We start from the raw sequence: 22340 nt of genomic DNA, 5'->3' as shown, positions 1-22340 counted from the left end.
CCCACGTGTGAAGGTCCAGTAGTGGCGCAGGCCGTGAACCTCCCCCGCAAGCGGGGTCTGTGGCAGCGGGTGTCGGAGTTCGACTCCAGGCACCCGCTGCTTTGGAATCTGTTCCCCATCTTCCTGTACTCGTTCTTCGGCTGCATCGGGGCGATCGCGGCCGCGGTCGGGCAGATGGAGTTCGCGCACCCCTGGGCGCAGGCGGTGGCGACGCTCCTGTTCCTGGTCCCGACGATCTGGCGGCGCAGGTACCCGTTCACGGTGCTGGCGAGCCAGGCCGTGCCGATGGCGATCACGATCCCGCTGGGGATCACCGCGAGCGGCGAGGGCTTCGTGAGCATCGCGGCGGGCCTGGCGTACACGGTGGCGCTGTACAACGTGGTGCTGCGGCGGCCCCTGAAGCTGCTGTGGTGGGCCGCGCTGGTGACGACGGTGCCGTCGCTGATCGACTGGCTGGTGAACCGGCCGTCGCCGGGGCTCATCGGGTTCACCGTGTCGGGGGTGACGTACTTCGCGTTCGTCGTGGCGATCGGGATGCTGGTGCGCACGCGGCGCGAGTTCCAGAGCTCCCAGCGCGACCAGGCGACCCGCGAGGCCGTCTCGGACGAGCGCAACCGGATCGCGCGGGAGATGCACGACATCATCGGGCACAACCTGGCGGTCATCAACGCGCTCGCCGACGGCGGCGCGTACGCGGCGACCGCGTCGCCGGAGAAGGCGAAGGAGGCCCTGGAGGTCATCGGGCGCACCAGCCGGGAGGCGCTCGGGGAGCTGCGGCGGGTCCTGTCGGTGCTCAAGGCCGAGGACCCGCAGGAGGTGGAGCTCGCGCCGCAACCGGGCCTGTCCGATGTGGACGCGCTGGTGGAGCGGGTGCGGGAGGCGGGCCTGCCGGTGGTGCTGCGGTCGTCCGGGGAGCACTGGGACCTGTCGGAGAACCAGCAGCTCGCCGTGTACCGGACGATCCAGGAGTCGCTGACGAACGTCCTCAAGCACGCGAAGGGCCCGCGGCGGGCCGAGGTGTCCCTTGAGTACCGGGAGTCGGGGCTGGCGGTGACCGTGTCGAACACCGGGAACCGGGTCGACGAGGCGGGCACGTCGCGGGGCCTGGCGGGCCTGGCCGAGCGCGCGGCCGCGTTCGGCGGCACAATGGTGGCCGGACCCGAAGCCCGCGGCGGCTGGCGGGTCGCGCTGTGGATGCCCGTCGATGGAAGGGAACGCCGGTGACCTCGCTGCTCATCGTTGATGACCACCCCTTGCAGCGCATGGGGTTCCGGATGCTCGTGGAGAGCCAGCCGGACCTGGTGGTGCTCGGCGAGGCCGGGAACGGCGCCGACGCGGTGCGCCGCGCCACCGAACTGGGGCCCGACGTGGTCCTCATGGACGTGCGCATGCCCGGCGTCGACGGCATCGAGGCGACCCGGCGGATCATCGCCGCGGGCGGGCGCAGCCGGGTCCTGGTGCTCACCACGTTCGACCTCGACGAGTACGCGTACGCGGCGCTGCGCGCGGGCGCGAGCGGGTTCCTCGTCAAGGACGCCCAGCCCGAGGAGCTGCTCGCCGGCATCAGGGTCGTGGCCGCGGGCGACGCGGTCGTCGCCCCGAAGCTCACGCGCCGCCTCCTCGACCGCTTCGCCGACCAGTTCCCCGTCGAGGGCGAGGAGGAGGCGAACCTGAGCGCCCAGCTCGACGTGCTCACCGAGCGGGAGCGGGAGGTGCTCACCGCGATCGGCAAGGGCTGGAACAACACCGAGATCGCCACCCGGTTCCACCTGGCCGAGTCGACGGTGAAGACCCACGTGGGGCGCATCCTCGCGAAGATCGGCGCCCGCGACCGGGTCCAGGCGGTCATCTTCGCCTACAACACGGGCCTGGTCGCCCCCGACGGGCGCTGACTCAGCGGCGGGTGAACGCCAGCAGGTCGCATTCGGCCTCCACCGGCTGCGGGACGGTCTCCCGCTCGGCGTCGGCGGCCAGCGCGGCCAGGCCGTCCCGGTACTCCTCGTCCGTGAGGTGCTCGTACACCGACAGGGCGCGCATGCGCTGGCGCTCGGTGTACTCGGCGAGGCTGTCGGCCGAGCGGTGGTGGACCTCGACGAGCCCGGCGGGCGCGAAGCCCGCGTCGCGGAAGACCGCCTCGGTCTCGGGCAGCGTCGGGAAGACGTGGGCGTCGATATCCCGGGTGCGCGGGAAGTACCGGTAGAGCAGCAGGTCCTTGAGGCGGTCGGCGAGGGTCGTGGCGATGAGCAGCCGCGCGCCGGGCGCGAGGACCCGCGCGAGTTCGCGGGCGGCGGCGGGCCGGTCGGGCACGTGGTGCCACACCAGGAACATGAGGGCGAGGTCGGCGCTCGCGTCGTCCAGGGGCAGGTCGGCGGCGCTGCCGGGGACGTAGGTGACGAGCGGGTGCGCCGACTCGGCGAGGGCGACCTCGCGCATCCGCTCGGAGGGCTCGACGCCGATGGTCTCGGCCCCGAACTCGTCGGCGAGCGCGGGCGTGAACCGGCCGGTGCCGGAGCCGACGTCGGCGACGCGGGCGATGCGGCGGTCCCCGGCGAGGGTCCGGAACGCCCGGGTCCAGGCGCGGCGGCTCGACGGGAGGAGCCTGCGGCCCTTGGCGTATCCGGCGTGCTGGGTCCGGTCGTAGTCGACGCGTTCGATCCTCATCGGCTCCTCCTCGTGCAGACGGCCTCGTGCAGACGGCCCCGTGCGGTCGTCCCGGTTCAGTCGGCGGCGGTGGGCACCCAGAACCGCAGCTTGTCGCCGCGGCGGTCTTCGAGTACCCCGCCGTTGTGCTCGATCACCTTGCGGGAGGCGGTGTTGTCGGCGTCGCAGGTGAGCAGGGCCTTCTCGATGCCGAGGGCGGCGGCGACGGGGAGGCCGGCGGCGAGCATGGCGGTGGCGTGGCCGCGGCGGCGCGCGGAGGGGCGCACGTCGTAGCCGATGTGACCGCCGACGTCGAGGAGGTGCGCGTTGAGGACGTGCCGGATCGCGAGGCGCCCCAGATAGGTGTCGCCGTCGACCCACCAGAGGGTCGTGAAGGGGACGAACCCGGGCGGGGCGGTGGTGCGCCAGGCGAGGACGTCGGCGACGTACTCGGCGGCCCATTCGTCGCCGGGGCGCAGGTAGTTGCGGATGATCGAGTCGGTCCCGGAGTCGCCGGTCCCGCCTCCTTCCGCGATGAACTCGTGCAGCGCCTCGGTGAAGGAGGCGGTGAGCCGCACGGTCGGGTCGATGAGTTCTGGCACGGTTTCGACGCTAAAGGACCGGTCCGCGGGCCGCAACCGCATTCCCGCGGCGCACGGCGTGTTCGCGCCTCGGCTCGCGGAATGTAGCGCGACCGTCATCTTGCGTTGGTACCGTTGCGGGTCGGTTCTAGGGAGGTACGTCATGGGCGGTTCGGTGCTGGCGGCTTCGGTGCTGCTGTTCGACATGGACGGGACGCTGGTCGACTCGACGGCGTCGGTGGAGCGGGCGTGGACCCGGTTCGCGGGGCGCCACGGCCTGGAGGCGGCGGCGATCCTCGCGGTCGCGCACGGTCGGCCCACGATCGAGGTGGTCGCGGAGTTCGCGCCGCACGGCGTGGACGTGGTCGCCGAGACCGACCGGATCGAGGCCGAGGAGATCGACCGCACCGACGGCATCAGCGAGATCCCCGGCGCGGCCGCGCTCCTGGGGTCCCTCGACCCGGCCCGCTGGGCCGTCGTCACCTCCGCGACCCGCGCCCTCACCTTGCGCCGCCTCGCCGCGGTCGGCATCCCCCTCCCGAAGATCCTCATCGCCGCCGACGACGTCACCAAGGGCAAGCCCCACCCCCAGCCGTACATGCTCGCCGCCCGCGCGCTCGGCGCCGACGCGGCCGACGCGGTCGCGTTCGAGGACGCCCCCGCGGGCCTCACCTCGGCGTCCTCGGCGGGCGCCGCCACCGTCGTGGTCGGCGCCTACGACGGCGAAGCGGCGCAAGGACTCCCCCGAATCCCCGACCTCACCGGCGTCACCGTCGCCCAGGAGGGCCAGTCACTGGAGGTCCGGCTGCCGTAAGCCGCCGTCGAGGGTCGTGCGGGCGAGGGCCGCGAGGGATTCGACGAGGGCGATGCCGTCGGCGTGGCTCGCGGAGCCGCTGGTGAGGACCGCGATGCGGATCGGGTCGTCGGTGTCTCCGGCGAGGACGCCGATGGAGTTGACGACCCAGCGGCCGCCCAGGGCGGTGCGGGTGTCCCAGCCGTTCTTGAGCCAGACGGCCTCGCCGTCGGCCGCGGCGGCGGAGACGCCCCAGCGCTGGGAGGCGGTGACCGAGGACATGAGGTCGCGGGCGTAGGCGGTCTGGTCGGCGTCGAGGAGGCCTTCGTAGAGGGCGTGGCCGAGCAGGGTGAGCTGGTCGGGGGCGGTGGTGTCGGTGAGGCCCCAGGCGTCCTCGCGGGGTTCGGTGCCGGTCATGCCGAAGTCGGTGCACGCCTGGGCGAGTGCGTCGGCGCCGCCGAGGGCGTCGTAGACGGCGGTCGCGGCGTCGTTGTCGGAGGCGGTGATCATGGCGCGCAGCCGCGCGCCGGGGGCGTCGGCGACGGTCCCGTAGTGGCGCAGGGCCATCACGAGGAGCTGGGCTTTGACGATCGAGGCGGTGTCGTGCTGGAGGTCCGGCCGATGGGCGATCTGGAGGGCGCCGCGGGAGGCGGCGACGGAGACGTCGGCGCCGGAGCCGGCCGCCAGTTCCTCGGCGCGTTCGGTGAGGAGCGCGTCGAGCCGGTCCGCGTAGGTGGTCTCGACGGCGGCGGCGCGGGTGGCCGTGCCCGCGCCGAGGCTGCCGGGATCGCCTGCGGGCGTGGTGGTGTCGGCGGCGGCGGAGCCGCCGGGGTCGCCGTCCACGAGGGACGGGAGCGCCGCGGCCGCCGCGGCGGCGGCCGCGAGCGGGACGGCGAGGCGCAGCAGGGTGCGGCGGTGCAGTCGCGCCATGCCGGTGTCGCGCTGGTTCGGCATGGCCGGGACGTTAGGGGCGCAACCTCAACACCGGATGGCGCCCGGGTTAGGAAACGATGAGAGCGCGCCTCACGCGGCCGGCTGGGCGGCCTCCATGCTGGCGAGGCGGGCGGCGCGCAGGCGCCCGGCGAGGTCGCGGGTGGGGCCGCCGCGGACGAGGAGGACCAGCCACGGGTCGTCGTCCATGCGGGCGGCGCTGACGAGGGCGAGGGCCATGATGTGGGCGCAGACCTCGCGGGTGTCGGCGCAGCCGCAGGAGGTGGTGATGCGGTTGTGGTCCTCGGTGATGAACTTCTTGGGCAGCAGGCGCATCCCGGCCTCGGCGAGCACGTCGTCGATGCGCTTGGGCAGGCGTCCGGCGAGGAGCCCGGCGACGCACGAGGGCGACAGCGACAGGGCCGACAGCCCCGCGGTCCAGGCGGACTTGCTGTAGACGGGGATGGTGATCTCGGCGTCGTAGACGCCGGGGCCGTCCGCCACGGTGCCCGAGACGCGGCCGGGCTCGATGGAGAGGCCGGTGACGGCGCCGCGCCCGGCGATGGCGCGGCCCTTGACGATGCGCTGGTCGGGGTAGTTCAGGCCGATGGTCTCCAGGGCCCGCCACCACTTGCGGCCCCACCAGGTCCGGCCGTACGGGTCGCTCACAGGCGGCCTCCCTCGTCGTCGAGTTCGATGAGCTTGCGGAGCTGGGAGTCGTCGAGCTCGCCGAGCCAGTCCTCGCCGGAGCCGACCACCGCTTCGGCGATGGCCCGCTTGCGGGCGAGCAGCTCGTCCACGCGCTCTTCGAGGGACCCGGCGGTCACCAGCTTGTGGACGTGCACGGTCTGGGTCTGCCCGATGCGGTGCGCCCGGTCGGTGGCCTGGTCCTCGACCGCGGGGTTCCACCAGCGGTCGTAGTGGACGACGTGCGACGCGCCGGTGAGGTTGAGGCCGGTGCCGCCCGCGCGCAGCGAGACGAGGAGGATCGCGGGGCCCTCGCCGGTCTGGAACTCGTCGACGAGCTTGTCGCGGGCGGGCTGGTCGAGGCCGCCGTGGAGGAACGGCGCGGCGACGCCGAGCTCGGCCTCCAGGTGGCGCGACAGCAGCTCCCCCATCTGCCGGTACTGCGTGAAGATGAGGGTCTTGTCGCCCTCCTCGACGACCTCGGTGAGCATCTCGGTGACGCGGTCGAGCTTCCCGGAGCGCTCGGCGAGGTCGCCGTCCCCGACGCCCACGTACTGGGCGGGGTGGTTGCAGATCTGCTTGAGGCGGGTGAGGAGCTTGAGGACGCGGCCGCGGCGGGTGATGCCGTCGCCCAGGCCCTCGTCGAACGCCTCGCGGATGGCCTCGCGGTAGAGCCCGGCCTGCTCGTCGGTCATCGTGCAGGCCACGACGGACTCGATCTTCGGGGGCAGGTCGGCGGCCACGTCCTCCTTCATGCGGCGCAGCACGACGGGGTCGATGCGGGCGCGGAGCGTCGCGGCGGCCACCGGGTCGCGGCCGATCTCGATGGGGTCGGCGAAGCGGCGCTTGAAGTCGGCCTGGATGCCGAGCATCCCGGGGTTGACGAACTCGGAGATCGACCACAGCTCGGCGAGGTGGTTCTCCACGGGCGTGCCGGTCAGGGCGATGCGGACGCGGCCGGTGAGGTCGCGGACGGCCCCGGCGGTGCGCGAGCGGTGGTTCTTGATGGCCTGGGCCTCGTCGATGACGATCGTGTCCCAGCCGATGGAGCGCAGCAGTTTGATGTCGCGCAAGGCGATCGAGTACGAGGTGACGACCACGTCGGTGTCGGTGAGCGGCGCCGCGGACTTCGTGCGGGCCGGGCCGTGGTGCAGGTGCACCGACAGCTGCGGTGCGAAGCGGGCGATCTCGCGCTGCCAGTTGCCGACCAGGGACGTCGGGCAGACCACCAGGTGCGGGGCGATCCCGGCGCGGCGCACGAGCAGGCCGATCGACTGGAGGGTCTTGCCCAGGCCCATGTCGTCGGCGAGGATCACGCCCGCGCCGCCGTCGGCCGCGGCTTCGAGCCAGGCGATGCCGTGGGACTGGTACTTGCGCAGGTCGGCGTTGACGCGGACCTCGCCGGGGTCGGCGTGCTGGGCGGTGATGAGCCGCAGGTTGAGCCCCGAGTCGGAGCGCAGCAGCTCGGTGTAGGACTCGACGAAGGCGCCCACCAGGGCCTTCGCGGTCCACACGTGGCCCTCGGAGTGCGGGGCGCTGTGGCCCTCGGCCGGGAGCTCGCCCGCGATGCGGTCGAGGTCGTCGAACTTGTCGTCGTCCACGGCGTTCGCGATGCGCGCCCACACGGCCACGGACTCGGTGATGTCGGGCCGGGACGCGATGCGGGTGAGCGCGGGCAGGACCGGCCGGACCGGCGTCGCGACGCCCTCGACCTCCGCCAGCTCGCCGCCGAGGTACAGCTCGGCCGCGACCGGGTCGCCCGGGGGCAGTCCGAGCTCGGCCACCGCGGCCTCCGGCCGCCCGCCCCCGAAGAACAGGAGCCGCCCGTCGGCCGGGGAGGCGTGGTCGGGCAGGAAGGTGGCGTGCAGTTCGCTGGGTGGCAACGAGGCTCCTACGGTGGGAAGGCAGACGTGCCATTTTGCCACAAGCACGGGCCCGGACCCAAACGCTCGGACCGGTATAGGCGGTTTTGGGGGCTTCTCGGGGGAATGGGAGGACGAAAACGGGGCGGGTCCGCCCGCGGCCGCCGCCGCGGTCTCCCGCGTCGGCTTCGGCTCCAGACGGCCCCGCCCCGTCAACCCCAGAGCAAAGTCCGCGGGAGGGCCGCCGCGCGGCCGCGCGAGCGCGGCACCGCGTCCCTCCACATTGAGGTCGAGTGGGCATCCTTCGGACAGAAGGCTGTGCAAACGTGTCGAAGTTAGCGGTAATTTCGAACACTGTCAATGCCTGTTCCGCATCGCGGATTCACGACAGCGGGCAGCGCAGCGCCAGGTCGAAGGCCGCGGAGTCCTGGTACTGGGCGATCGCGCCTTCGAGATCCTCGGGCGCGGTGCCCGCGGCGAGCTCCTGCACCTGCGAGACGTAGACCGCGGTGAGCGACTTGAGGTCGGGGTCCTCGATCTCGTTGCCGAGGGCCTCCATCTGGTCGACCACGGTCTCCACGTCGCCGCCCGCGGCCTCCGAGGCGAGGTCGAGGGCCTGCCAGGCGCGGTCGCAGTCCGCGGCGTACTGCTCCGAGTCGCGCTGGAGGTCCTCGTTGTCCTCGTCCGCCTCGTCGGCGCCGCCCATGCACTCCGCGAGCATCCACAGGACCAGCAGGATCCCGATGGTCCACGCGAAGAGCTTCACCAGGCGCACGTCGATCATGTTCGCCCCCATCGCGAGCGGTCCGTCGATCCAGTCTACGCGGGACGACGCGCGCCGCGGCTTTGTGAATGCGCTTTCCGGTCGGTAGGCTGGGCCCGTCCCCCATCCCGAAGGGAGCCCCCTTGGACGTCCTGTGCCTCGGCGAGTCGATGTGCGTCTTCGCGCCCGCGACCGCCGGACCCCTGCGCACGGCGGTCGAACTCCACGCCGGCGTCGCCGGGGCCGAGTCGAACGTCGCCGTCGCGCTCGCCCGGCTCGGCGCCCGCGCCGCCTGGCACGGCAAGGTCGGCGACGACCCGTTCGGCCTGCGCATCAAGGACGTCCTGGAGGACGCGGGCGTCGACTGCGCCGGCATCGCCACCGACCCCGCCCGCCCCACGGGCGTCTACTTCAAGGACCCCGGCCCGGACGGCACCGTCGTCCACTACTACCGGCGCGGCTCCGCGGCCTCGACCATGGCCCCCGGGCACCTCGCGGGCCTGGAGCCGCCCCGCATCCTGCACCTCTCCGGGATCACCCCGGCCCTGTCCGCGACCTGCGCGGCCCTCGTCGAGGAGCTGCTCGTCGACCGCGCCCTCGCCCCCGCCACCGTCAGCTTCGACGTGAACTACCGCCCGGCCCTGTGGCCGGTCGAGGAGGCCGGGCCCGCGCTCGCGCGCCTCGCCGACGCCGCCGACATCGCGTTCGTCGGCCTCGACGAGGCCCAGACCCTGTGGGGCGTCAAGACCCCCGAGGACGTGCGCGAGCACGTGCCGAACGCCCCCGTCCTCGTCGTCAAGGACGGCGGGAACGGCGTTACCGCGTTCGACGGCGGCGAGCGGCACTACGCCCCCGCCGAGCCGGTCGACGTGGTCGAGCCCGTCGGCGCCGGGGACGCCTTCGCCGCCGGATTCCTCTACGGCCGCTTGCAGGACGCGTCCGTCGCCGCCGCGATGCGCCTGGGCCACCGGCTCGCCGCCGGGGCCCTCCAGACCGTCGGGGACCTCGCGCCCCCGCCCGCACCAGCCACCGTTCGAGCCCTCCTGGAGGACCAGTGACCGTTGACCAAGGCGCCTTCTTCGACCGCCTCTTCGCCGACCAGCGCGTCATGGCGATCTGGCGGGGCCTGCCCGCCGACGAGACCGTCGCGCTCTCCGAGCGGCTGTGGGACGCCGGGATCGACCTCGTCGAGGTCCCGATCGGGCGGCCCGGCCAGGAGGAGGCGCTCGCCGCGGCCGTGAAGGCCGCCGAACCGCGCGGGCACCTCGTGGGCGCCGGGACCGTGGTCACCGCCGGGCACGTCGAGCGCGCCGCCGCCGCGGGCGCGGCCTACACGATCGCGCCGGGCCTGAACCCGGCCGTCCTGGAGGCCTCGCACGCCGCGGGCCTGCCGCACCTGCCGGGCGTGGCGACCGCGAGCGAGGTCGGCCTCGCGCGGGAGCTGGGCTGCACGTGGGTGAAGGTCTTCCCCGCGTCGTCGCTGGGCAAGGACTGGTTCAAGGCGATGAGCGGGCCGTTCCCCGACGTCAAGTACGTGGCCACGGGCGGCGTCGGGCCCGACGAGGTCGACGCGTACCGCAAGGCGGGCGCGTCGGTGATCGGCATGGGGTCGGCACTGGCGGACCCGGCGAACATCGAGAAGCTGCTGGGCTGAGGGCGGACGGGCCCGGTGGTATGTGACGCATTACCGCTGGGTCCCCTGCACAACCCTGCCGCGGAGGTACGACAGTGCGCGGAGTCCGAGGACTCCGCGCATTCGCTTGCGCCGCTGTGGGTCCGGTCGGCGGATCGGGCCCTAGAGCTTGCCGAGGAGCGAGACGACCGGGTGGCCGTCGAGGCGGTCGCGGCCGCCGAGGGCGGCGATCTCCAGGAGGGCCGCGCAGGCGGCGACGGTGCCGCCGAGCCCCTCGACGAGGCGGACCCCGGCGGCCATGGACTCGCCGGTGGCGATGACGTCGTCGACGAGGAGGATGCGGTCGCCCTCGCTCACGGCGTCCGCGTGGAGCTCGACGCGGACCTCGGCGTACTCGCCGCGGTAGGTCTCGACCGCGGCGCGGCGGGGCAGCTTGCCGGCCTTGCGGATCGGCAGGAGCGGCTTCCCTGCGCGGTCGGCGAGCGGGGCGGCCCAGAGGAACCCGCGGGCGTCGAACGCGGCGATCGAGTCGTACGGGTACGGCTCGCAGGCCTCCTGGAGGAGGTCGATCGAGGCGCGGAACGCGTCGGGGGCGGCGAGCAGCGGCGTGATGTCGCGGAAGCCGACCCCGGGTTCGGGGAAGTCGGGGACGACGGGCACGTATTCGGTCAGGTCCACGACGGCAACCTTAGCGGGCGAGCCGGGCGGCTTCAGGCCCCCGGCCGGAGCCGGGGGCCGCGTCTCAGCCCTTGAGGCCGGTCTGGGCCACGCCCTGGACCAGGAAGCGCTGGAGGAACAGGAACACGAACACCAGCGGCAGGATCGCCACGAGCGCGGCGGCGAACAGCTGCGAGAGGCTCACCGTCTGCGCCGTCAGGAACGTCGAGAGGGCGACCTGCACGGTCCACGAGTCCGGGGAGCGGCCGATGACCAGGGGCCACAGGAACGAGTTCCACGCGCCCACGAACGTGATCACCGCGATGGCCGCGAGGAAGCTCCCGGAGTTGGGGATCACGATGCGCCAGAACGCGCCCCAGTGGCTCAGGCCGTCGACGCGGGCGGCCTCCTCCAGCTCCCGCGGGAAGCCCAGGAAGTACTGGCGGCACAGGAACGCCGCGAAGCCCGAGAACAGGCCGGGGATGATGAGGCCCCGGTAGTCGGAGAGCCAGCCGAGGCTGGAGACCATGACGAAGCTCGGCACGAACGTGATCGCGCCGGGGATCATGAGGGTCGCCAGGACCAGGTAGAACACCTTGTTCGCGTGCCGCCAGGGCACGCGGGCGAGCCCGTACCCGGCGGTGGTGCACAGGAACAGGGTGCCCGCGGTGGTGAGGACGGCGACGATCGCGGAGTTGAGCAGCGACCGGGCCATCGGCACCGACGGGTCGTCGAACAGGCGCGAGAGGTTGTCCCAGGCGGGGTCGGGCGAGAACCACATCCAGCCGGGGGCGGTGATCTCCTGGTCGGTGGCGAAGGCGTTCCGCAGGATCAGGTAGAACGGGATGAGGAACAGGAGCGCGAGCACGGCGAGGATGATGAAGACCGCGACGTTCGCGCCCTTCGAGCCGATCCCGGGCCGGTAGCCGACCGGCTTGGCGCGCAAGGGTCTCGATGCCATGGCTACTTCTCCTCCGCGTTGCCGAATCCGAGGAACCTGCCCTGGAGGACCGTCACGATCGCGATGATGAGCGCCAGGATCAGCGCGCCCGCGGAGCCGCGGCCCAGGTCCTGCTGGGTCCCGAGCGCGGTCGTGTACAGGTACATCAGGGGCGGCCGGGCGTAGGCCTGGTTCCCGATGAGGTTGTAGAACTCGTCGAACGCCTGGTAGGCGGCGATGAGGATGAGCATGAGGACCGCCACGGACGTGGCCCGCAGCTGCGGGAGCGTGATGTGCCAGAACGTCTGCCAGCCGGGCTTGGCGCCGTCCACGTACGCGGCCTCGTAGAGGTGCTCGGGGATCTGCTGGAGCGCGGCGATGAACAGGATCATGTAGAAGCCGCACTGGATCCACAGGCGCAGCGTGACGATGACGAGCCAGTACCAGGGCGGGTTCGGGTCGAACAGCCACGGCACGTCCTCGATGCCGAACAGGTCGAGGATCGAGTTCGCCATGCCGTACCGCACGCCGTTGAAGATCGACATCTTCCACACCAGCGAGGCGACCACGTAGGAGCACGCGAACGGCAGGAAGAACACCGAGCGGAAGAACGCCCGCATGAGCCGGACCCGGTTGAGCAGCAGCGCCAGCGCGAGCGAGCACGCGAACGTGAGCGGGACGATGAAGGCCGCGAACACGGTGAACGTGACGAGGCTGTCGGTGAACGCCGCGTCCTGGAGCATCCGGGCGTAGTTGCCGAAGCCCACGAAGTCCTCGGGCAGGGGCGTCACGGTGTTGCGCGCGTCGAAGAACGACAGGTACGCGCTCCAGACGACGGGGATGTAGGTGAAGACGAGGAGCCCGATGAAGAAGGGCCCCACGAAGTACCAGAAGGTGAGTGCGGTCCGCCAACCGCCCGTGCGGCGGCGGGCCCGGGGGGCTCGGCCCCCGGTGCCCGCCGTCCCGGGCGCGGCGGTCTCGGTCGAGACGGCCACGGTGCCCCCGGTCAGCCGAAGATCGAGTCGAGCTCGGTCTGGATGGTCTGGGCGGCGGTGTCGAACTCGGCCGACGGGTCGGCGCCTTCGAGGACGATGTGGGTCATCATGTCGTCGACGGCGGTCTCCATGGTGGGCGTCCAGTTGGGGTCGTCGCCCCAGCCGAAGTCCTGGGAGATCTGGACGGCGGTGGCGGCGGGGCCCTCGGCGAGGGCTTCGGCGCCCGCGGCCATGGACTTGCGCGGCGGGATATGGAAGCCGTAGGAGAGGCACCAGTCCTGGATGTACTCCTCGTTGTCGATCCACAGCCATTTGGCGAAGGCTTTGGCCTCGTCGACGTGCTCGGACTTGGCGTTGACGAAGGTGGACCAGCCGCCGTTGTAGACGGTCTGGGCGCCGCCGCCGAAGCCGGGGAAGGGCATGACGGCGATGTCGTCGCCGTAGGTGTCGATGATCTGCGGGAGGGCCCACAGGCCGCACCACTGGATGGCGCACAGGCCCTGGATGATCGAGGACGGGTCCCAGGCCTCGGTGGGGGCGCCGATGAGGAGGGAGTTCGACTCGTGGAGGGCCTTCACCTGGAGGGCGCCGGCGATGACGGTGTCCTTGTCGAAGCCGATCTGGTGGTCCTCGGTGAGGAGGGTCTGCCCGGCGGAGAACACGATGGGCTGGAACAGCTTCGTGGCGGAGTCGTCGTTGCCGAGGAAGAGGCCCTTGACGTCGCCGGTGGTGAGTTCGGCGGCGGCGGCCATGAGGTCGTCGAAGGTGGCCGGCTCGGTGATTCCGGCGTCGGAGAACAGGGACGGCCGGTAGTAGAGGAACTGCGGGTCGTCGATCATCTGGATCCCGTAGACCTTGCCGTCGATCGAGTTGCGCTTGACGTCGATGTCGGTGAAGTCGTCGAGGACGCCGTCGAAGAGGTCGTCGAGGGGCACGATCTGCCCTGAGTCGACCATGGAGCGGTTGAGGTGGCTCTCGAAGACGTCGGGGTAGTCGCCCGGCTTGTCGGCGAGGAGTCCGGAGGAGAGGGCGGTGTCGTAGTCGCCGGGGACCCAGTTGATGGTGACGGTGGCGTCTTCGTATGCGGCGGCGTACTTCTCGGCGGCCTGCTGGGTTCCTGCCTCGCCGTACTGGTGGTACCACTGGTAGAGGTTGACGCCGTCGCCGCCGTCGCCGCGACCGGTGTTGGAGCCGCACGCGCCCAGTGCGCCCGCTCCGGCGGCGAGGCCGCCGAGCGCGAGCATGCGGCGACGGTTGAACGCCAGGCCGGCAAGCGCCTGCTTGGACGGACGGTCAGTGCTGAAGGCCATTTCTAGCTCCTCGCTACGTTGAGAGGTCGGAAGGGCTCCCGCGCGACTCCGGGTCATGGTCGACGCCGCAGCGGAGATTCGACATCCGTCGATTCGCCTCTCAGTGTTGCGAGGGTCACTCACTTTGTCAATGGGTTGAAGTAAGGCTCGTGGTAACGATTCGTGCGCGGTTCCGTTGAAAGCGCTCGGTTTTTGTGGGATGACCGGCCGATCGGGTCAGCGGCGGCTGCGGGACCCGACGGTGTTGAGCCGGTTCAGGTGGCCCTCCAGGGCGAGCGCGGCCGCGCCGAGGGCGACCATGTTGCGCTCCTGCGTGTTCCGCTTCAGGCGGGCGGCCTTGAGCGGAGCCTCCATGGCGTGGGAGGCGAGGCGGCGCTCGAACTCGGGAACGAGCGCGTCGCCGAGGGCCCAGGTGACCCAGCCGTCGAGGACGACCAGGTCGGGGTTGACGAGGTTGAGGAGGTTCGCGACCCCGGCCGCGAGGGACTCGGCGACGGTCTCGACGGTGCGGACCGCGGAGGGCTCCCCCGCCTCCCAGGCGGCGGCGAGCGCGGCCATGGCCTCGGTCTGGGAGCCTTCGGCGGCGCGGCCGTCCAGCTGGGCCCACTGCCACAGGATCGCGGGCGCTCCTACGTAGGCTTCGATGCATCCCTTTGCGCCGCAGCGGCACTGCGGGCCGCCGGGGTTGATGGTGGTGTGGCCCCACTCCCCCGCTGAGTTGGTGGCGCCGCGGTAGAGCTGCCCGCCGAAGGCGAGCCCGGCGCCCACGCCGGTGCCGAGGATGAGCACGGCGAGGCGGTCGACGCCGCGGCCGTCGCCGAACCAGAGCTCGCCGACGGTGATCGTCTTCAGGGGATTGTCCAGGTAGACCGGGACGTCGAGCTGGAGGCGCTCGGTCAGGAGGCGCCGGAAGGGCACGTCGTGCCAGTTCCAGTTGGGCGCGAACCCGGAGACGCCCCACGCGACGTCGACCTGCCCGGGGAGGCTCACGCCGACGCCGAGGATCGCGCGGTCGCCGAGGCGGGAGCGGACCTGGTCCATCGCGGAGGCGATGTGGCCGATGACCTGGTCGGGGCTGTTCTCGCTGGCCTCCATGCGCTCCTCGACCCGGTCCACCACCGTCAGGGCCAGGTCGTAGACTTCCAGCTGCACGTACGTCTCGGCGACGTCGACGCCGATCATGACGCCGCCGCCCGCGTTCGGGGCCAGGAGCGCCCGGGGGCGTCCGCCGCCGGAGTCCTCGCGTCCCACCTCCACGACGACGCCCAGTTCGATGAGGTCGGTGACCAGGTTCGACACCGTCGCCACCGACAGGTCGGTCTCGCGGGCGAGGATCTGGCGGGAGGTCGGAGCGTCCGCGATGAGGTGCCGCAGCACTGCGAAGCAGTTGCGCAGGCGGATATCGCGCGAGGTGGACTTCATGGCTGAATGCTACGGCGGGTGCGCCACTTTGTAAATGGGTTAGTTGAAGGGGGCCGTTCCAGTGGAGACACGGACGTTGGGCAGGACGGGCGCGAGCGTCGGGGTCGTGGGCTTCGGCGCGTGGCAGATCGGCGCCGACTGGAGCGAGGTCGGCGAGGACGACGCGACCGCGGCCCTGGAGGCCGCCGCCGACGCGGGCGCGACCTTCTACGACACCGCCGACGTGTACGGCGACGGGCGCTCCGAGCGCCTCGTCGGCGCGTTCCGGAAGCGGCACCCGGGGGTGTTCGTCGCGACGAAGATGGGCCGCCGCGCCGAGCAGGTCCACGGGAACTACAGCGAGCAGCACTTCCTGGCCTGGAACGACGACTCGCGCGAGCGCCTCGGCATGGACACGCTCGACCTGGTGCAGCTGCACTGCCCACCCACGAGCGTCTACGGCGACGACGCCGTCTTCGACGTCCTCGACGCGATGGTCGCCGACGGGCGCATCGCGCACTACGGCGTCAGCGTCGAGACCTGCGACGAGGCCCTCGCGGCCATCGCGCGGCCCGGCGTCGCCACGGTCCAGATCATCCTGAACCCGTTCCGGCAGAAGCCCCTCGATCGGGTCCTCCCGGCCGCCGCGGAGGCGGGCGTGGGGATCATCGCGCGCGTCCCCCTCGCTTCGGGCCTCCTGTCGGGCAAGTACACCGCCGACACCCACTTTGCACCCGACGACCACCGCAACTACAACCGCAAGGGCGAGGCGTTCGACGTCGGCGAGACCTTCGCCGGCGTCGACTACGCGACGGGCCTCGAAGCGGTCGAACGCCTCCGGCCGCTCGTGCCCGCGGGGATGACCATGGCGCAGTTCGCGCTCCGCTGGATCCTCGACCAGCGCGGCGTCACCGTCGTCATCCCCGGGGCCCGCAACGCCGAGCAGGCCGCGGCGAACGCGGCGGCCGCCGCGTTCGCGCCCCTCGACGCGGACCTCCACACCGAAGTCCGCGCCGTCTACGACGACCTCATCAGGCCGCAGGTCCACCACCGCTGGTAGTCAGCCGCTCCAGCCGCGCCAGGATCTCCGAGGCCGTCACCGGGTCGAGGTCCACAGGGCGCGGCGGGCGCCGCTCGTCGAACCACCAGCACGGCTCGCCGCGGGAGACCACGGCGCTCCTGACGGTCTGGTCCGGCGACTGCGTCGCCGCGCCCGCCCAGATCCCCGGCTCCAGTGCCACGGCGACCGTGAGGCCGCCGCCGGGCGACCAGGTGAGGCCCGGTTCGACCCCGGCGTCCTCGGGCTTGGCGCGCTGCCAGCCCTGACCCGTGGCGCCGAGGACCCGCACGGCCTCGATGACGGCGCCTTCGGCGCGGGCGAGGCCGCCCGTGGCGCGCTCCTCGTCGGTGAGCGCCAGCGCCGGGCGGGCGAGCTGGTCGAACGGCTGGAGGAGCTCGTAGTCGGCGAACAGTGCGATCCAGTCGCCCGTGCGCTCCCCCAGGAGGACCGGGTGGGCGAGGCGGACCCGGGCGTCCGCGGGCAGCGCGACCCGGGCGTCGTCGGCGTCGGCGTAGCTGCCGTCCTCGGCGATGCGGAATCCCGTTGCGGCGCTGCCGGTCCCGGTCCACCAGACGAGGCGCCGGGCGAGGCGGCGGTTGAGCGGGTGGCCCGCGATCAGCGCTTCGAACTCGGGGACGGACCAGGTGCGGGCCGCGACCATGGCCGCTTCGAGGCGGCGGACCTGGTCCCCTGCAACGGTGCGGAGGTCCTTCTTGAGCGCGGTGTAGCGCCGGTACGCCTCGCCCGCGGCGTCGGCGTCGTCCTTGGCGCCGGGCTTCGGGAGGGCCTTGAGGACCTTCCCGGTGCCGTCGGTGACGCGCAGCGCCAGGTGCTCGTCGGCCTCCACGGTGAACGTGCGGGGGCCGTAGTCGAGGACGATCGGCGCGCCGAGCCCCAGGTCCGGGACGAGCCGGTCGGCGAGCTGCTCACGGCGCAGGCCCAGTCGCTCGGCGGCCGCGGTGAGCCGGCGGCCCGCTTCGTCCTTGAGCCCCTTGAACTTCAGCTTCTCTGAAAGATCGTGGAGCGCCCGGAGCGCGGCCTCGGTGCCCAGCGCGCCGAGCACGGCCAGGCCCGCGGCGGCCCGCTTGTGCTTGTTCGCCTCGGGCCATGCGCGCACCAGTTCGGCGAGGCGGACCGCGGCGGCGTCGCTCGGGAAGTGCGCGAGCTGCGTGAGCGCCCAGCCGTCCTTCGCGGGGGCGCCCGCTGCGCACCACTGCTCGAACAGGGCGAGCCCGAACGCGGCGAGGGACTCCCGGTCGCAGGTCTCGGCGACCACCGCGAGGCCCGGGTAGGGGTAGTCCGGGGTCGCCAGCGCGAGCACGGTGGCGAGGTGGCCGACCGCGTCGATCGGGAGCGCGCGGTCGCGGCCTGCGGTGAGGACCTGCGGGAGCGCGGAGGGCACGAACCATGCGCCGGGCTTGGGAACTTTGACGCTGGGAGTGAGGGGGTCGTCGCCGAGGAGGGGCCGGAGTGCTCGGGCCGCTTCGGGTCCGTAGGGCGCGGCCGCCACCACGGCGTCGGTGCCGTGGCGTGTGGCGAGGTGGGTGAGGGCGGCCGCGGCGCGGCGGCGGAGGTCGTTGTCGGCGCCGAGGGCGTCGGGGACGAGGTAGGGGACGGCGGCGAGGCCGTGGCGGTCGAGCCAGCGGTGCGCGTGGGCCCGGTCGGGGGTGTCGAGCCGCGCGGCGGTCAGGCGGGCGGCGGTGAGGCTGAGGATCGGGCCGGGGAGTTCGGGGCCGGGTGCCTGGAGGAGGACGCGGTCGAGGACCCGCTCGCCGAAGCGGGCGAGGATGCGCCGGAGGTCGCCGGGGTGGTCGGGCGGTTCAGTGCCCTGCCAGTCGGCGAGGCGGGGGGCGGCCTGCTCCATGTCGCCGTAGGCGAGGAACGGGGTCAGGCGCCAGCCGTAGGCGTCGAGGCCGGGGAGTTCACCGAAGCTGCGGAGCCAGAACGCGTTGTGGTCGTCGGGGTCGGGGAGGGCGTTCCAGGCGTCGCGTTCGCCGTCGGCCCAGACCAGGCTGGCGTCGGCCGGGGGTTCGAGGCCGTCGATCACGATCGCCTTGGGGCGCTTGCGGGTCCAGGGCGGGGAGGTGAGCAGCGGCGGCAGGTCGTCGGCGTCGGGGACGCGGCCGGTCGCGGCGGCGAGGCGGTCGAGGGCGGCGCGCTCTGCGTCGGTGAGGTGGACTCGGAGCGCGGGGTCGGCCAGGGCGGCGATGGCCGCGAGCTCGGCGGGTTCAGTGGTGTCGGCGGCGAGACGGGCGGCGGTGCGGAGGGTGCGCAGCGGGAAGGCGGCGGCGGCCTTCGTGGCGGCCTTGAACGCGGATGGCAGGTCGAGGCGGGTGAGGAGGTGCGCGGCGGCGTCGTCGCTGGGGAGCATCGCGATGGCGTGCATGAGGTCGCCGCGGCCGTGGTAGTCGGGGTAGGCGTCGCCGACGGGTCCGGTGAGGACCGGGAGGGCGTCGGTGCCGAGGGTGGCGACGAGGGTGAGCAGGGCGTTGTAGCCGAGCCACGGGTCGTCGGCGTCGGCGAGGCCGACGGCGGCGATCTGGTCGGCGTCGGCGAAGGAGAGCCACAGGAAGTCGTCGTTGTAGGAGTGCTCACGGGACTGCATGAAGTCGGCTCCGGCTTCGAGGAGCCACGCGGGCTCGTCGGGCAGGAGGACCATGGCGGCGATGCGCTTGGCGGGGTGTCGCGGTGCGCGGCGACGGCGGCGACCGCGGCGGCGTACTCGTCGTCGGAAGCGGCCGCGAGGAGGGCCCGGACGGCGGGGACGCCGTGGTCGATCTCGCGGTCGAGGACTTCGAGGCGCCCGGCGGGGGTCTCGGCGAGGACGCGCCGGTGCAGCGGCGGCAGGTCGAGGTAGGTCTCGGTCTGCTCTTTGACCACGAGGAACTCGACGGCCGCGGCGGCGGCGAACGGCAGGCCGTGGTCGCTCACCCAGGCGTCGAACGCGGGCCGGAGCCACGAGCTCCCGTACAGCTGATCGGGTTCGGTGAGGAGCACGGCGACGGCAGCCGCGCCGCGGGGGTCGGGGGCGCCGTCCAGATGGGCGCGGCCCGCGGCGGCGTACGGGGCGTTCCCCGCGAGGTCGAGCGCGGCCCGCAGCCCGCCGTCGCGGTCGGCGCGCTCGCGGGCAAGGTCGGCGCGGACCTTCGCGTCGGCGAGCTCCACGGGCTTCTTGGCGGGGCGCCCCCGGCGGGGCATCACCCGTGAGGCCCAGGAGGCCGGGATCTTCAGCTTGTCCTCTTGCGGCACACGGGGTTTCGTCATCTGCGTCCTTCGCTCGGCCGGGAATACCGCACCGAGGATAGACAATCGGTGCGACATTCCCGTTCCGTCACGAATCGCGCACTAGTACCCCGTGGACATGCCGTCGACGGCGTCCTTGGCCTCCTTGAGGCCAAGGCCGGTGTGCTCGCGGTACAGCTTGATGGCCTGGATCTTGCGGCCGGAGCGGATCTCGGAGCGGACCTGGGCGAGCCAGGGCTCCTCGGGCGGGGCGGACTGGGGGATGCCCAGGTGGGCCATGATCATGTCGAGCTTGTACTCGATGCGGGACAGCGCCTGCATCGTGATGTAGTCGCGCGGTTGGGCCATGCGGTGTGCTCCTTCCTCAGGGCGCACATTGTGTCACTCGGCGGGGCGGCTCAGGTCGCGGCGCTCGGCGCCGGGCGCGAAGCCCGCGGACCGGTAGGTGGCGACGGCGCCGGGGAGGTCGGAGGGGGTGACCACCTCGACGCTGGAGGCGCCGAGGTCGCGGAGGGCGGCGGCCCCCGCGGCCGTGATCGCGCGGCCGAGGCCCTTGCCGCGGTGGGCGGGGGCGACGCCGAGGGGTTCGACGAGGCCGGGCCGACCGGGCCCGGCGGACCACACGGTGATCGCCGCGGCGGGCAGGCCCGCGTCGTAGGCGAGCAGGCTGCGGGCGTCGGCGTAGCCGGCCTGGGAGGCGAGGGCGCGCCAGCGGTCCGCGTTGAACCTGGAGCCCTTGAAGGAGGCGCGCACGATGGCCGCGTAGGCGTCGGCGGTGCGGGTGCCGACGGTCTCGACGCGGATGCCGGGGTCCGCGACGGGCTCGGTGAGACTGCGGTGGAGCGGGGTCCACGCCTCGCCGGGGATCCAGCCGCGGGAGGCGAGGACGTCGCGCAGGAGCGCGTCGGCGGGGGCCTCGACGTCGGCGCCGCCCTCGGGGAGGACGCCGCGGGCGGGGTCGGTGAGGTCGTCGGCGAGCCGCGCGGCGAGTTCGTCGTCTCGGCGCGCTTCGGGATCGGTCGCGAGGCGGGCGAGGCCGGGGCCGTCGAGGAGGGCGACGGCGAGGATCGTCCCGCCGCGGCTCCAGGTGCGCAGGGCGGCGGCGGTCTCGTCGGCGCCGAAGCGGAAGTACCAGCCGACGTCGCCGGGGTGGAGCTGGACAGGGAGGCCCTCGCGCTGCCAGTCGCGGAGGGCGGCGAGGACGGGGGCGGCGTCCTCGGGTGTATCGAGTCGGATCGTCATACCGGTGATCGAACCATCGCGGGCGCGCGGTGCGCCACCGGTTTACCGCAGGACACTGCTCTACCGGAGAACCCAGTCCGTCTCGGGAGTCGCGGTGAGCTCCACGATGCCGAGGTCGATGTCGCCGGGGCCGGGCATGACGCTGCCGGGGAGGGCGACGGTGGCGGCGCCCCAGGCGACGGCCGCGGCGAGCGCCTCGGGGCCGGAGCCGCCGTGGGCGAGGAAGCCCGCGAGGGTGGCGTCCCCGGCGCCGACGGCGCTGACGAGGGGCCGCGGGCGCGGGACGTGGGCGTGGTGGACCCCGGTGCCGTCCACCAGGATCGCACCGTCGGGGCCGAGGCTGGCGAGGACCGCTCCGGCGCCCGCGGCGCGCAGGGCCTGTGCGGCGTCGACGGCGTCGCCGAGGGTCGCGACGGCCGCCCCGGCGGCTTCGGCGAGCTCCTCGCGGTTGGGTTTGACGAGGTCGGGCCGGGCGCGCAGGCTCGCGGCGAGGGCCGGGCCGGAGGTGTCGACGGCGGCGCGGGCGCCCGCGTCGCGGGTGCGCTCGACGAGCACGGCGTAGAAGTCGGCGTCGACGCCGGGCGGGAGGCTCCCGCACCCGGCGATCCAGGAGGCGCTGCGGTCCAGTGTGGGTGTGATGGCGGCGATGAGGAGTTCTTCGATCTCGGTGGGCCGCATCACGGGGCCGGTCTCGTTGAGCTTGGTGACCGTGCCGTCGGCCTCGGCGATGGCGAGGTTGGAGCGGATCGCCTGGGAGACGGGCACCTCCTCGACGGCGACGCCGGCCTCGCTGAGCAGGTCGAGCAGTTCGGCCCCGGCGTGGCCGCCGGTGGTGAGGACCGCGCAGGTGCGGTGGCCGTTGGCGACCAGCGCGCGGGAGACGTTGACGCCCTTGCCCCCCGGGTCCACGCGGTCGCCGGTGGCCCGGTGGATCTCGCCGCGCAGGAGCCGGTCGACCGCGATGGTGCGGTCGAGGCTGGGGTTGGCGGTGACCGTGACGATCATGCGGACCTCCGATTCGCTTCGGTGCAACGCTACCGGGAACCGCGGGCCGATCCGTGCTTGAATGCGGGCATGGGCATCTCGATCCTCAGAGGCGACATCACGAAGCAGGCCGTCGACGCGATCGTCAACGCCGCGAACTCGTCCCTCATGGGCGGCGGCGGGGTCGACGGCGCGATCCACCGGGCGGGCGGCCCCGCGATCCTGGACGAGTGCCGGGACCTGCGGGCGTCGCGGTACGGGCGGGGCCTGCCGACCGGGCAGGCCGTGGCGACGACCGCCGGGAACCTCAACGCCCGCTGGGTGATCCACACGGTCGGCCCCGTCTACTCCGAGTCCGAGGACCGCAGTGCGCTCCTGGCCTCGTGCTACCGGGAGTCGCTGCGGGTCGCCGACGAGCTGGGGGCGGCGTCGGTCGCGTTTCCCGCGGTCTCAGCGGGGGTATACGGCTGGCCCGCCGAGTCGGCCGCGCGGATCGCCGTGGCGACCGTGCGCGAGACGGACACCCGGGTGGACGACGTGAGGTTCGTCCTGTTCAACGACGAGGTCTACGCGGCCTTCGAGCGGGCCATGGGCTGAGCTGTCGTACCCCGGCGGTACC

Annotated in this window: 23 protein-coding genes; 8 read left to right on the top strand and 15 right to left on the bottom strand. The window is 73.0% G+C overall.

The window, feature by feature from the left end:
• Positions 1–21: 21 nt before the first annotated feature.
• Positions 22–1224 (top strand): sensor histidine kinase, encoded by a 1203-nt coding sequence (locus tag B0I28_RS22005; RefSeq protein ID WP_106366005.1) that lies wholly within the window; start codon positions 22–24, stop codon positions 1222–1224.
• Positions 1221–1892: a response regulator gene (locus B0I28_RS22000; protein WP_106366004.1), complete on the top strand. Its 672-nt coding sequence runs from the start codon at positions 1221–1223 to the stop codon at positions 1890–1892. Before B0I28_RS22005 ends, B0I28_RS22000 begins: the two co-directional genes overlap by 4 nt.
• A 1-nt stretch (position 1893) precedes the next feature.
• On the opposite strand, the gene B0I28_RS21995 is transcribed toward B0I28_RS22000, so the two are convergent.
• Both B0I28_RS21995 and B0I28_RS21990 read right to left on the bottom strand, forming a co-directional pair.
• Positions 1894–2661, bottom strand: coding sequence for a class I SAM-dependent methyltransferase (locus B0I28_RS21995; protein ID WP_106366003.1), 768 nt, complete (start codon positions 2659–2661; stop codon positions 1894–1896).
• Between the two features lie 56 nt (positions 2662–2717).
• On the bottom strand, positions 2718–3242 hold the full coding sequence (locus B0I28_RS21990) for a GNAT family N-acetyltransferase (RefSeq protein ID WP_106366002.1): 525 nt from the start codon (positions 3240–3242) through the stop codon (positions 2718–2720).
• A 142-nt stretch (positions 3243–3384) separates the two neighbouring features.
• On the opposite strand from B0I28_RS21990, the gene B0I28_RS21985 reads away from it, so the two are divergent.
• Positions 3385–4035 carry an HAD-IA family hydrolase gene (locus B0I28_RS21985; protein WP_219926915.1) on the top strand — a complete coding sequence of 217 codons (651 nt, stop codon included), beginning with the start codon at positions 3385–3387 and terminating at the stop codon, positions 4033–4035.
• Here the strand turns inward: B0I28_RS21985 and B0I28_RS21980 are convergent.
• The 4 genes from B0I28_RS21980 to B0I28_RS21965 all read right to left on the bottom strand — a co-directional run bounded on the left by B0I28_RS21980 (position 4012) and on the right by B0I28_RS21965 (position 8277).
• Positions 4012–4968: a serine hydrolase gene (locus tag B0I28_RS21980; RefSeq protein WP_106366001.1), complete on the bottom strand. Its 957-nt coding sequence runs from the start codon at positions 4966–4968 to the stop codon at positions 4012–4014. The two genes, B0I28_RS21985 and B0I28_RS21980, sit on opposite strands and share 24 nt — an antisense overlap.
• Positions 4969–5037: 69 nt before the next feature.
• On the bottom strand, positions 5038–5613 hold the full coding sequence (locus tag B0I28_RS21975; protein ID WP_106366000.1) for an SWIM zinc finger family protein: 576 nt from the start codon (positions 5611–5613) through the stop codon (positions 5038–5040).
• Positions 5610–7514, bottom strand: a complete 1905-nt coding sequence (locus B0I28_RS21970) for a DEAD/DEAH box helicase (RefSeq protein WP_219926914.1) — start codon at positions 7512–7514, stop codon at positions 5610–5612. Before B0I28_RS21970 ends, B0I28_RS21975 begins: the two co-directional genes overlap by 4 nt.
• A gap of 361 nt (positions 7515–7875) precedes the next feature.
• Positions 7876–8277 (bottom strand): hypothetical protein, encoded by a 402-nt coding sequence (locus B0I28_RS21965; protein WP_146148195.1) that lies wholly within the window; start codon positions 8275–8277, stop codon positions 7876–7878.
• Between the two features lie 122 nt (positions 8278–8399).
• Here B0I28_RS21965 and B0I28_RS21960 point away from each other — a divergent pair, with 122 nt between their 5' ends.
• Together B0I28_RS21960 and B0I28_RS21955 are read left to right on the top strand one after the other, a co-directional pair.
• Positions 8400–9314, top strand: a complete 915-nt coding sequence (locus B0I28_RS21960; protein ID WP_181245900.1) for a sugar kinase — start codon at positions 8400–8402, stop codon at positions 9312–9314.
• Positions 9311–9910 (top strand): bifunctional 4-hydroxy-2-oxoglutarate aldolase/2-dehydro-3-deoxy-phosphogluconate aldolase, encoded by a 600-nt coding sequence (locus tag B0I28_RS21955; RefSeq protein WP_245889063.1) that lies wholly within the window; start codon positions 9311–9313, stop codon positions 9908–9910. Before B0I28_RS21960 ends, B0I28_RS21955 begins: the two co-directional genes overlap by 4 nt.
• Positions 9911–10051: 141 nt before the next feature.
• Here the strand turns inward: B0I28_RS21955 and B0I28_RS21950 are convergent, their stop codons facing one another.
• The 5 genes from B0I28_RS21950 to B0I28_RS21930 all read right to left on the bottom strand — a co-directional run bounded on the left by B0I28_RS21950 (position 10052) and on the right by B0I28_RS21930 (position 15213).
• Positions 10052–10567 carry an adenine phosphoribosyltransferase gene (locus B0I28_RS21950; RefSeq protein WP_106365997.1) on the bottom strand — a complete coding sequence of 172 codons (516 nt, stop codon included), beginning with the start codon at positions 10565–10567 and terminating at the stop codon, positions 10052–10054.
• A 64-nt stretch (positions 10568–10631) separates the two neighbouring features.
• Positions 10632–11507, bottom strand: a complete 876-nt coding sequence (locus B0I28_RS21945) for a carbohydrate ABC transporter permease (protein ID WP_106365996.1) — start codon at positions 11505–11507, stop codon at positions 10632–10634.
• A gap of 2 nt (positions 11508–11509) precedes the next feature.
• Positions 11510–12481, bottom strand: a complete 972-nt coding sequence (locus B0I28_RS21940; RefSeq protein ID WP_106365995.1) for a carbohydrate ABC transporter permease — start codon at positions 12479–12481, stop codon at positions 11510–11512.
• Positions 12482–12492: 11 nt separating this feature from the next.
• Positions 12493–13791 carry an ABC transporter substrate-binding protein gene (locus B0I28_RS21935; protein ID WP_106365994.1) on the bottom strand — a complete coding sequence of 433 codons (1299 nt, stop codon included), beginning with the start codon at positions 13789–13791 and terminating at the stop codon, positions 12493–12495.
• A gap of 216 nt (positions 13792–14007) precedes the next feature.
• A complete protein-coding gene (locus tag B0I28_RS21930) occupies positions 14008–15213 on the bottom strand; it encodes an ROK family transcriptional regulator (RefSeq protein ID WP_106365993.1) in 1206 nt (401 codons plus the stop codon).
• A gap of 61 nt (positions 15214–15274) precedes the next feature.
• Between B0I28_RS21930 and B0I28_RS21925 the strand changes: the two genes are divergently transcribed.
• A complete protein-coding gene (locus B0I28_RS21925) occupies positions 15275–16252 on the top strand; it encodes an aldo/keto reductase (protein ID WP_106365992.1) in 978 nt (325 codons plus the stop codon).
• Here the strand turns inward: B0I28_RS21925 and B0I28_RS21920 are convergent.
• A complete protein-coding gene (locus B0I28_RS21920; protein ID WP_106365991.1) occupies positions 16224–18911 on the bottom strand; it encodes a DUF4132 domain-containing protein in 2688 nt (895 codons plus the stop codon). The two genes, B0I28_RS21925 and B0I28_RS21920, sit on opposite strands and share 29 nt — an antisense overlap.
• A 29-nt stretch (positions 18912–18940) precedes the next feature.
• Here B0I28_RS21920 and B0I28_RS21915 point away from each other — a divergent pair, with 29 nt between their 5' ends.
• Positions 18941–19459 (top strand): hypothetical protein, encoded by a 519-nt coding sequence (locus tag B0I28_RS21915; RefSeq protein WP_106365990.1) that lies wholly within the window; start codon positions 18941–18943, stop codon positions 19457–19459.
• A 138-nt stretch (positions 19460–19597) separates the two neighbouring features.
• On the opposite strand, the gene B0I28_RS21910 is transcribed toward B0I28_RS21915, so the two are convergent.
• The 3 genes from B0I28_RS21910 to pfkB are packed head-to-tail and all read right to left on the bottom strand — an operon-like array spanning position 19598 to position 21742.
• A complete protein-coding gene (locus B0I28_RS21910) occupies positions 19598–19843 on the bottom strand; it encodes a ribosomal protein L7/L12 (RefSeq protein ID WP_106365989.1) in 246 nt (81 codons plus the stop codon).
• Positions 19844–19876: 33 nt separating this feature from the next.
• Positions 19877–20737, bottom strand: coding sequence for a GNAT family N-acetyltransferase (locus tag B0I28_RS21905; protein WP_106365988.1), 861 nt, complete (start codon positions 20735–20737; stop codon positions 19877–19879).
• 60 nt (positions 20738–20797) lie between these two features.
• Positions 20798–21742, bottom strand: coding sequence for a 1-phosphofructokinase (pfkB, locus tag B0I28_RS21900; protein WP_106365987.1), 945 nt, complete (start codon positions 21740–21742; stop codon positions 20798–20800).
• Between the two features lie 69 nt (positions 21743–21811).
• Between pfkB and B0I28_RS21895 the strand changes: the two genes are divergently transcribed.
• Positions 21812–22318 (top strand): O-acetyl-ADP-ribose deacetylase, encoded by a 507-nt coding sequence (locus B0I28_RS21895; protein WP_106365986.1) that lies wholly within the window; start codon positions 21812–21814, stop codon positions 22316–22318.
• Positions 22319–22340: the final 22 nt, after the last annotated feature.

The sequence above is a fragment of the Glycomyces artemisiae genome (assembly GCF_003002955.1).
GTDB lineage: Bacteria > Actinomycetota > Actinomycetes > Mycobacteriales > Micromonosporaceae > Glycomyces > Glycomyces artemisiae.
Note: the sequence above shows the minus strand (reverse complement) of the source record. Positions and strands in the feature narration are given on the sequence as shown.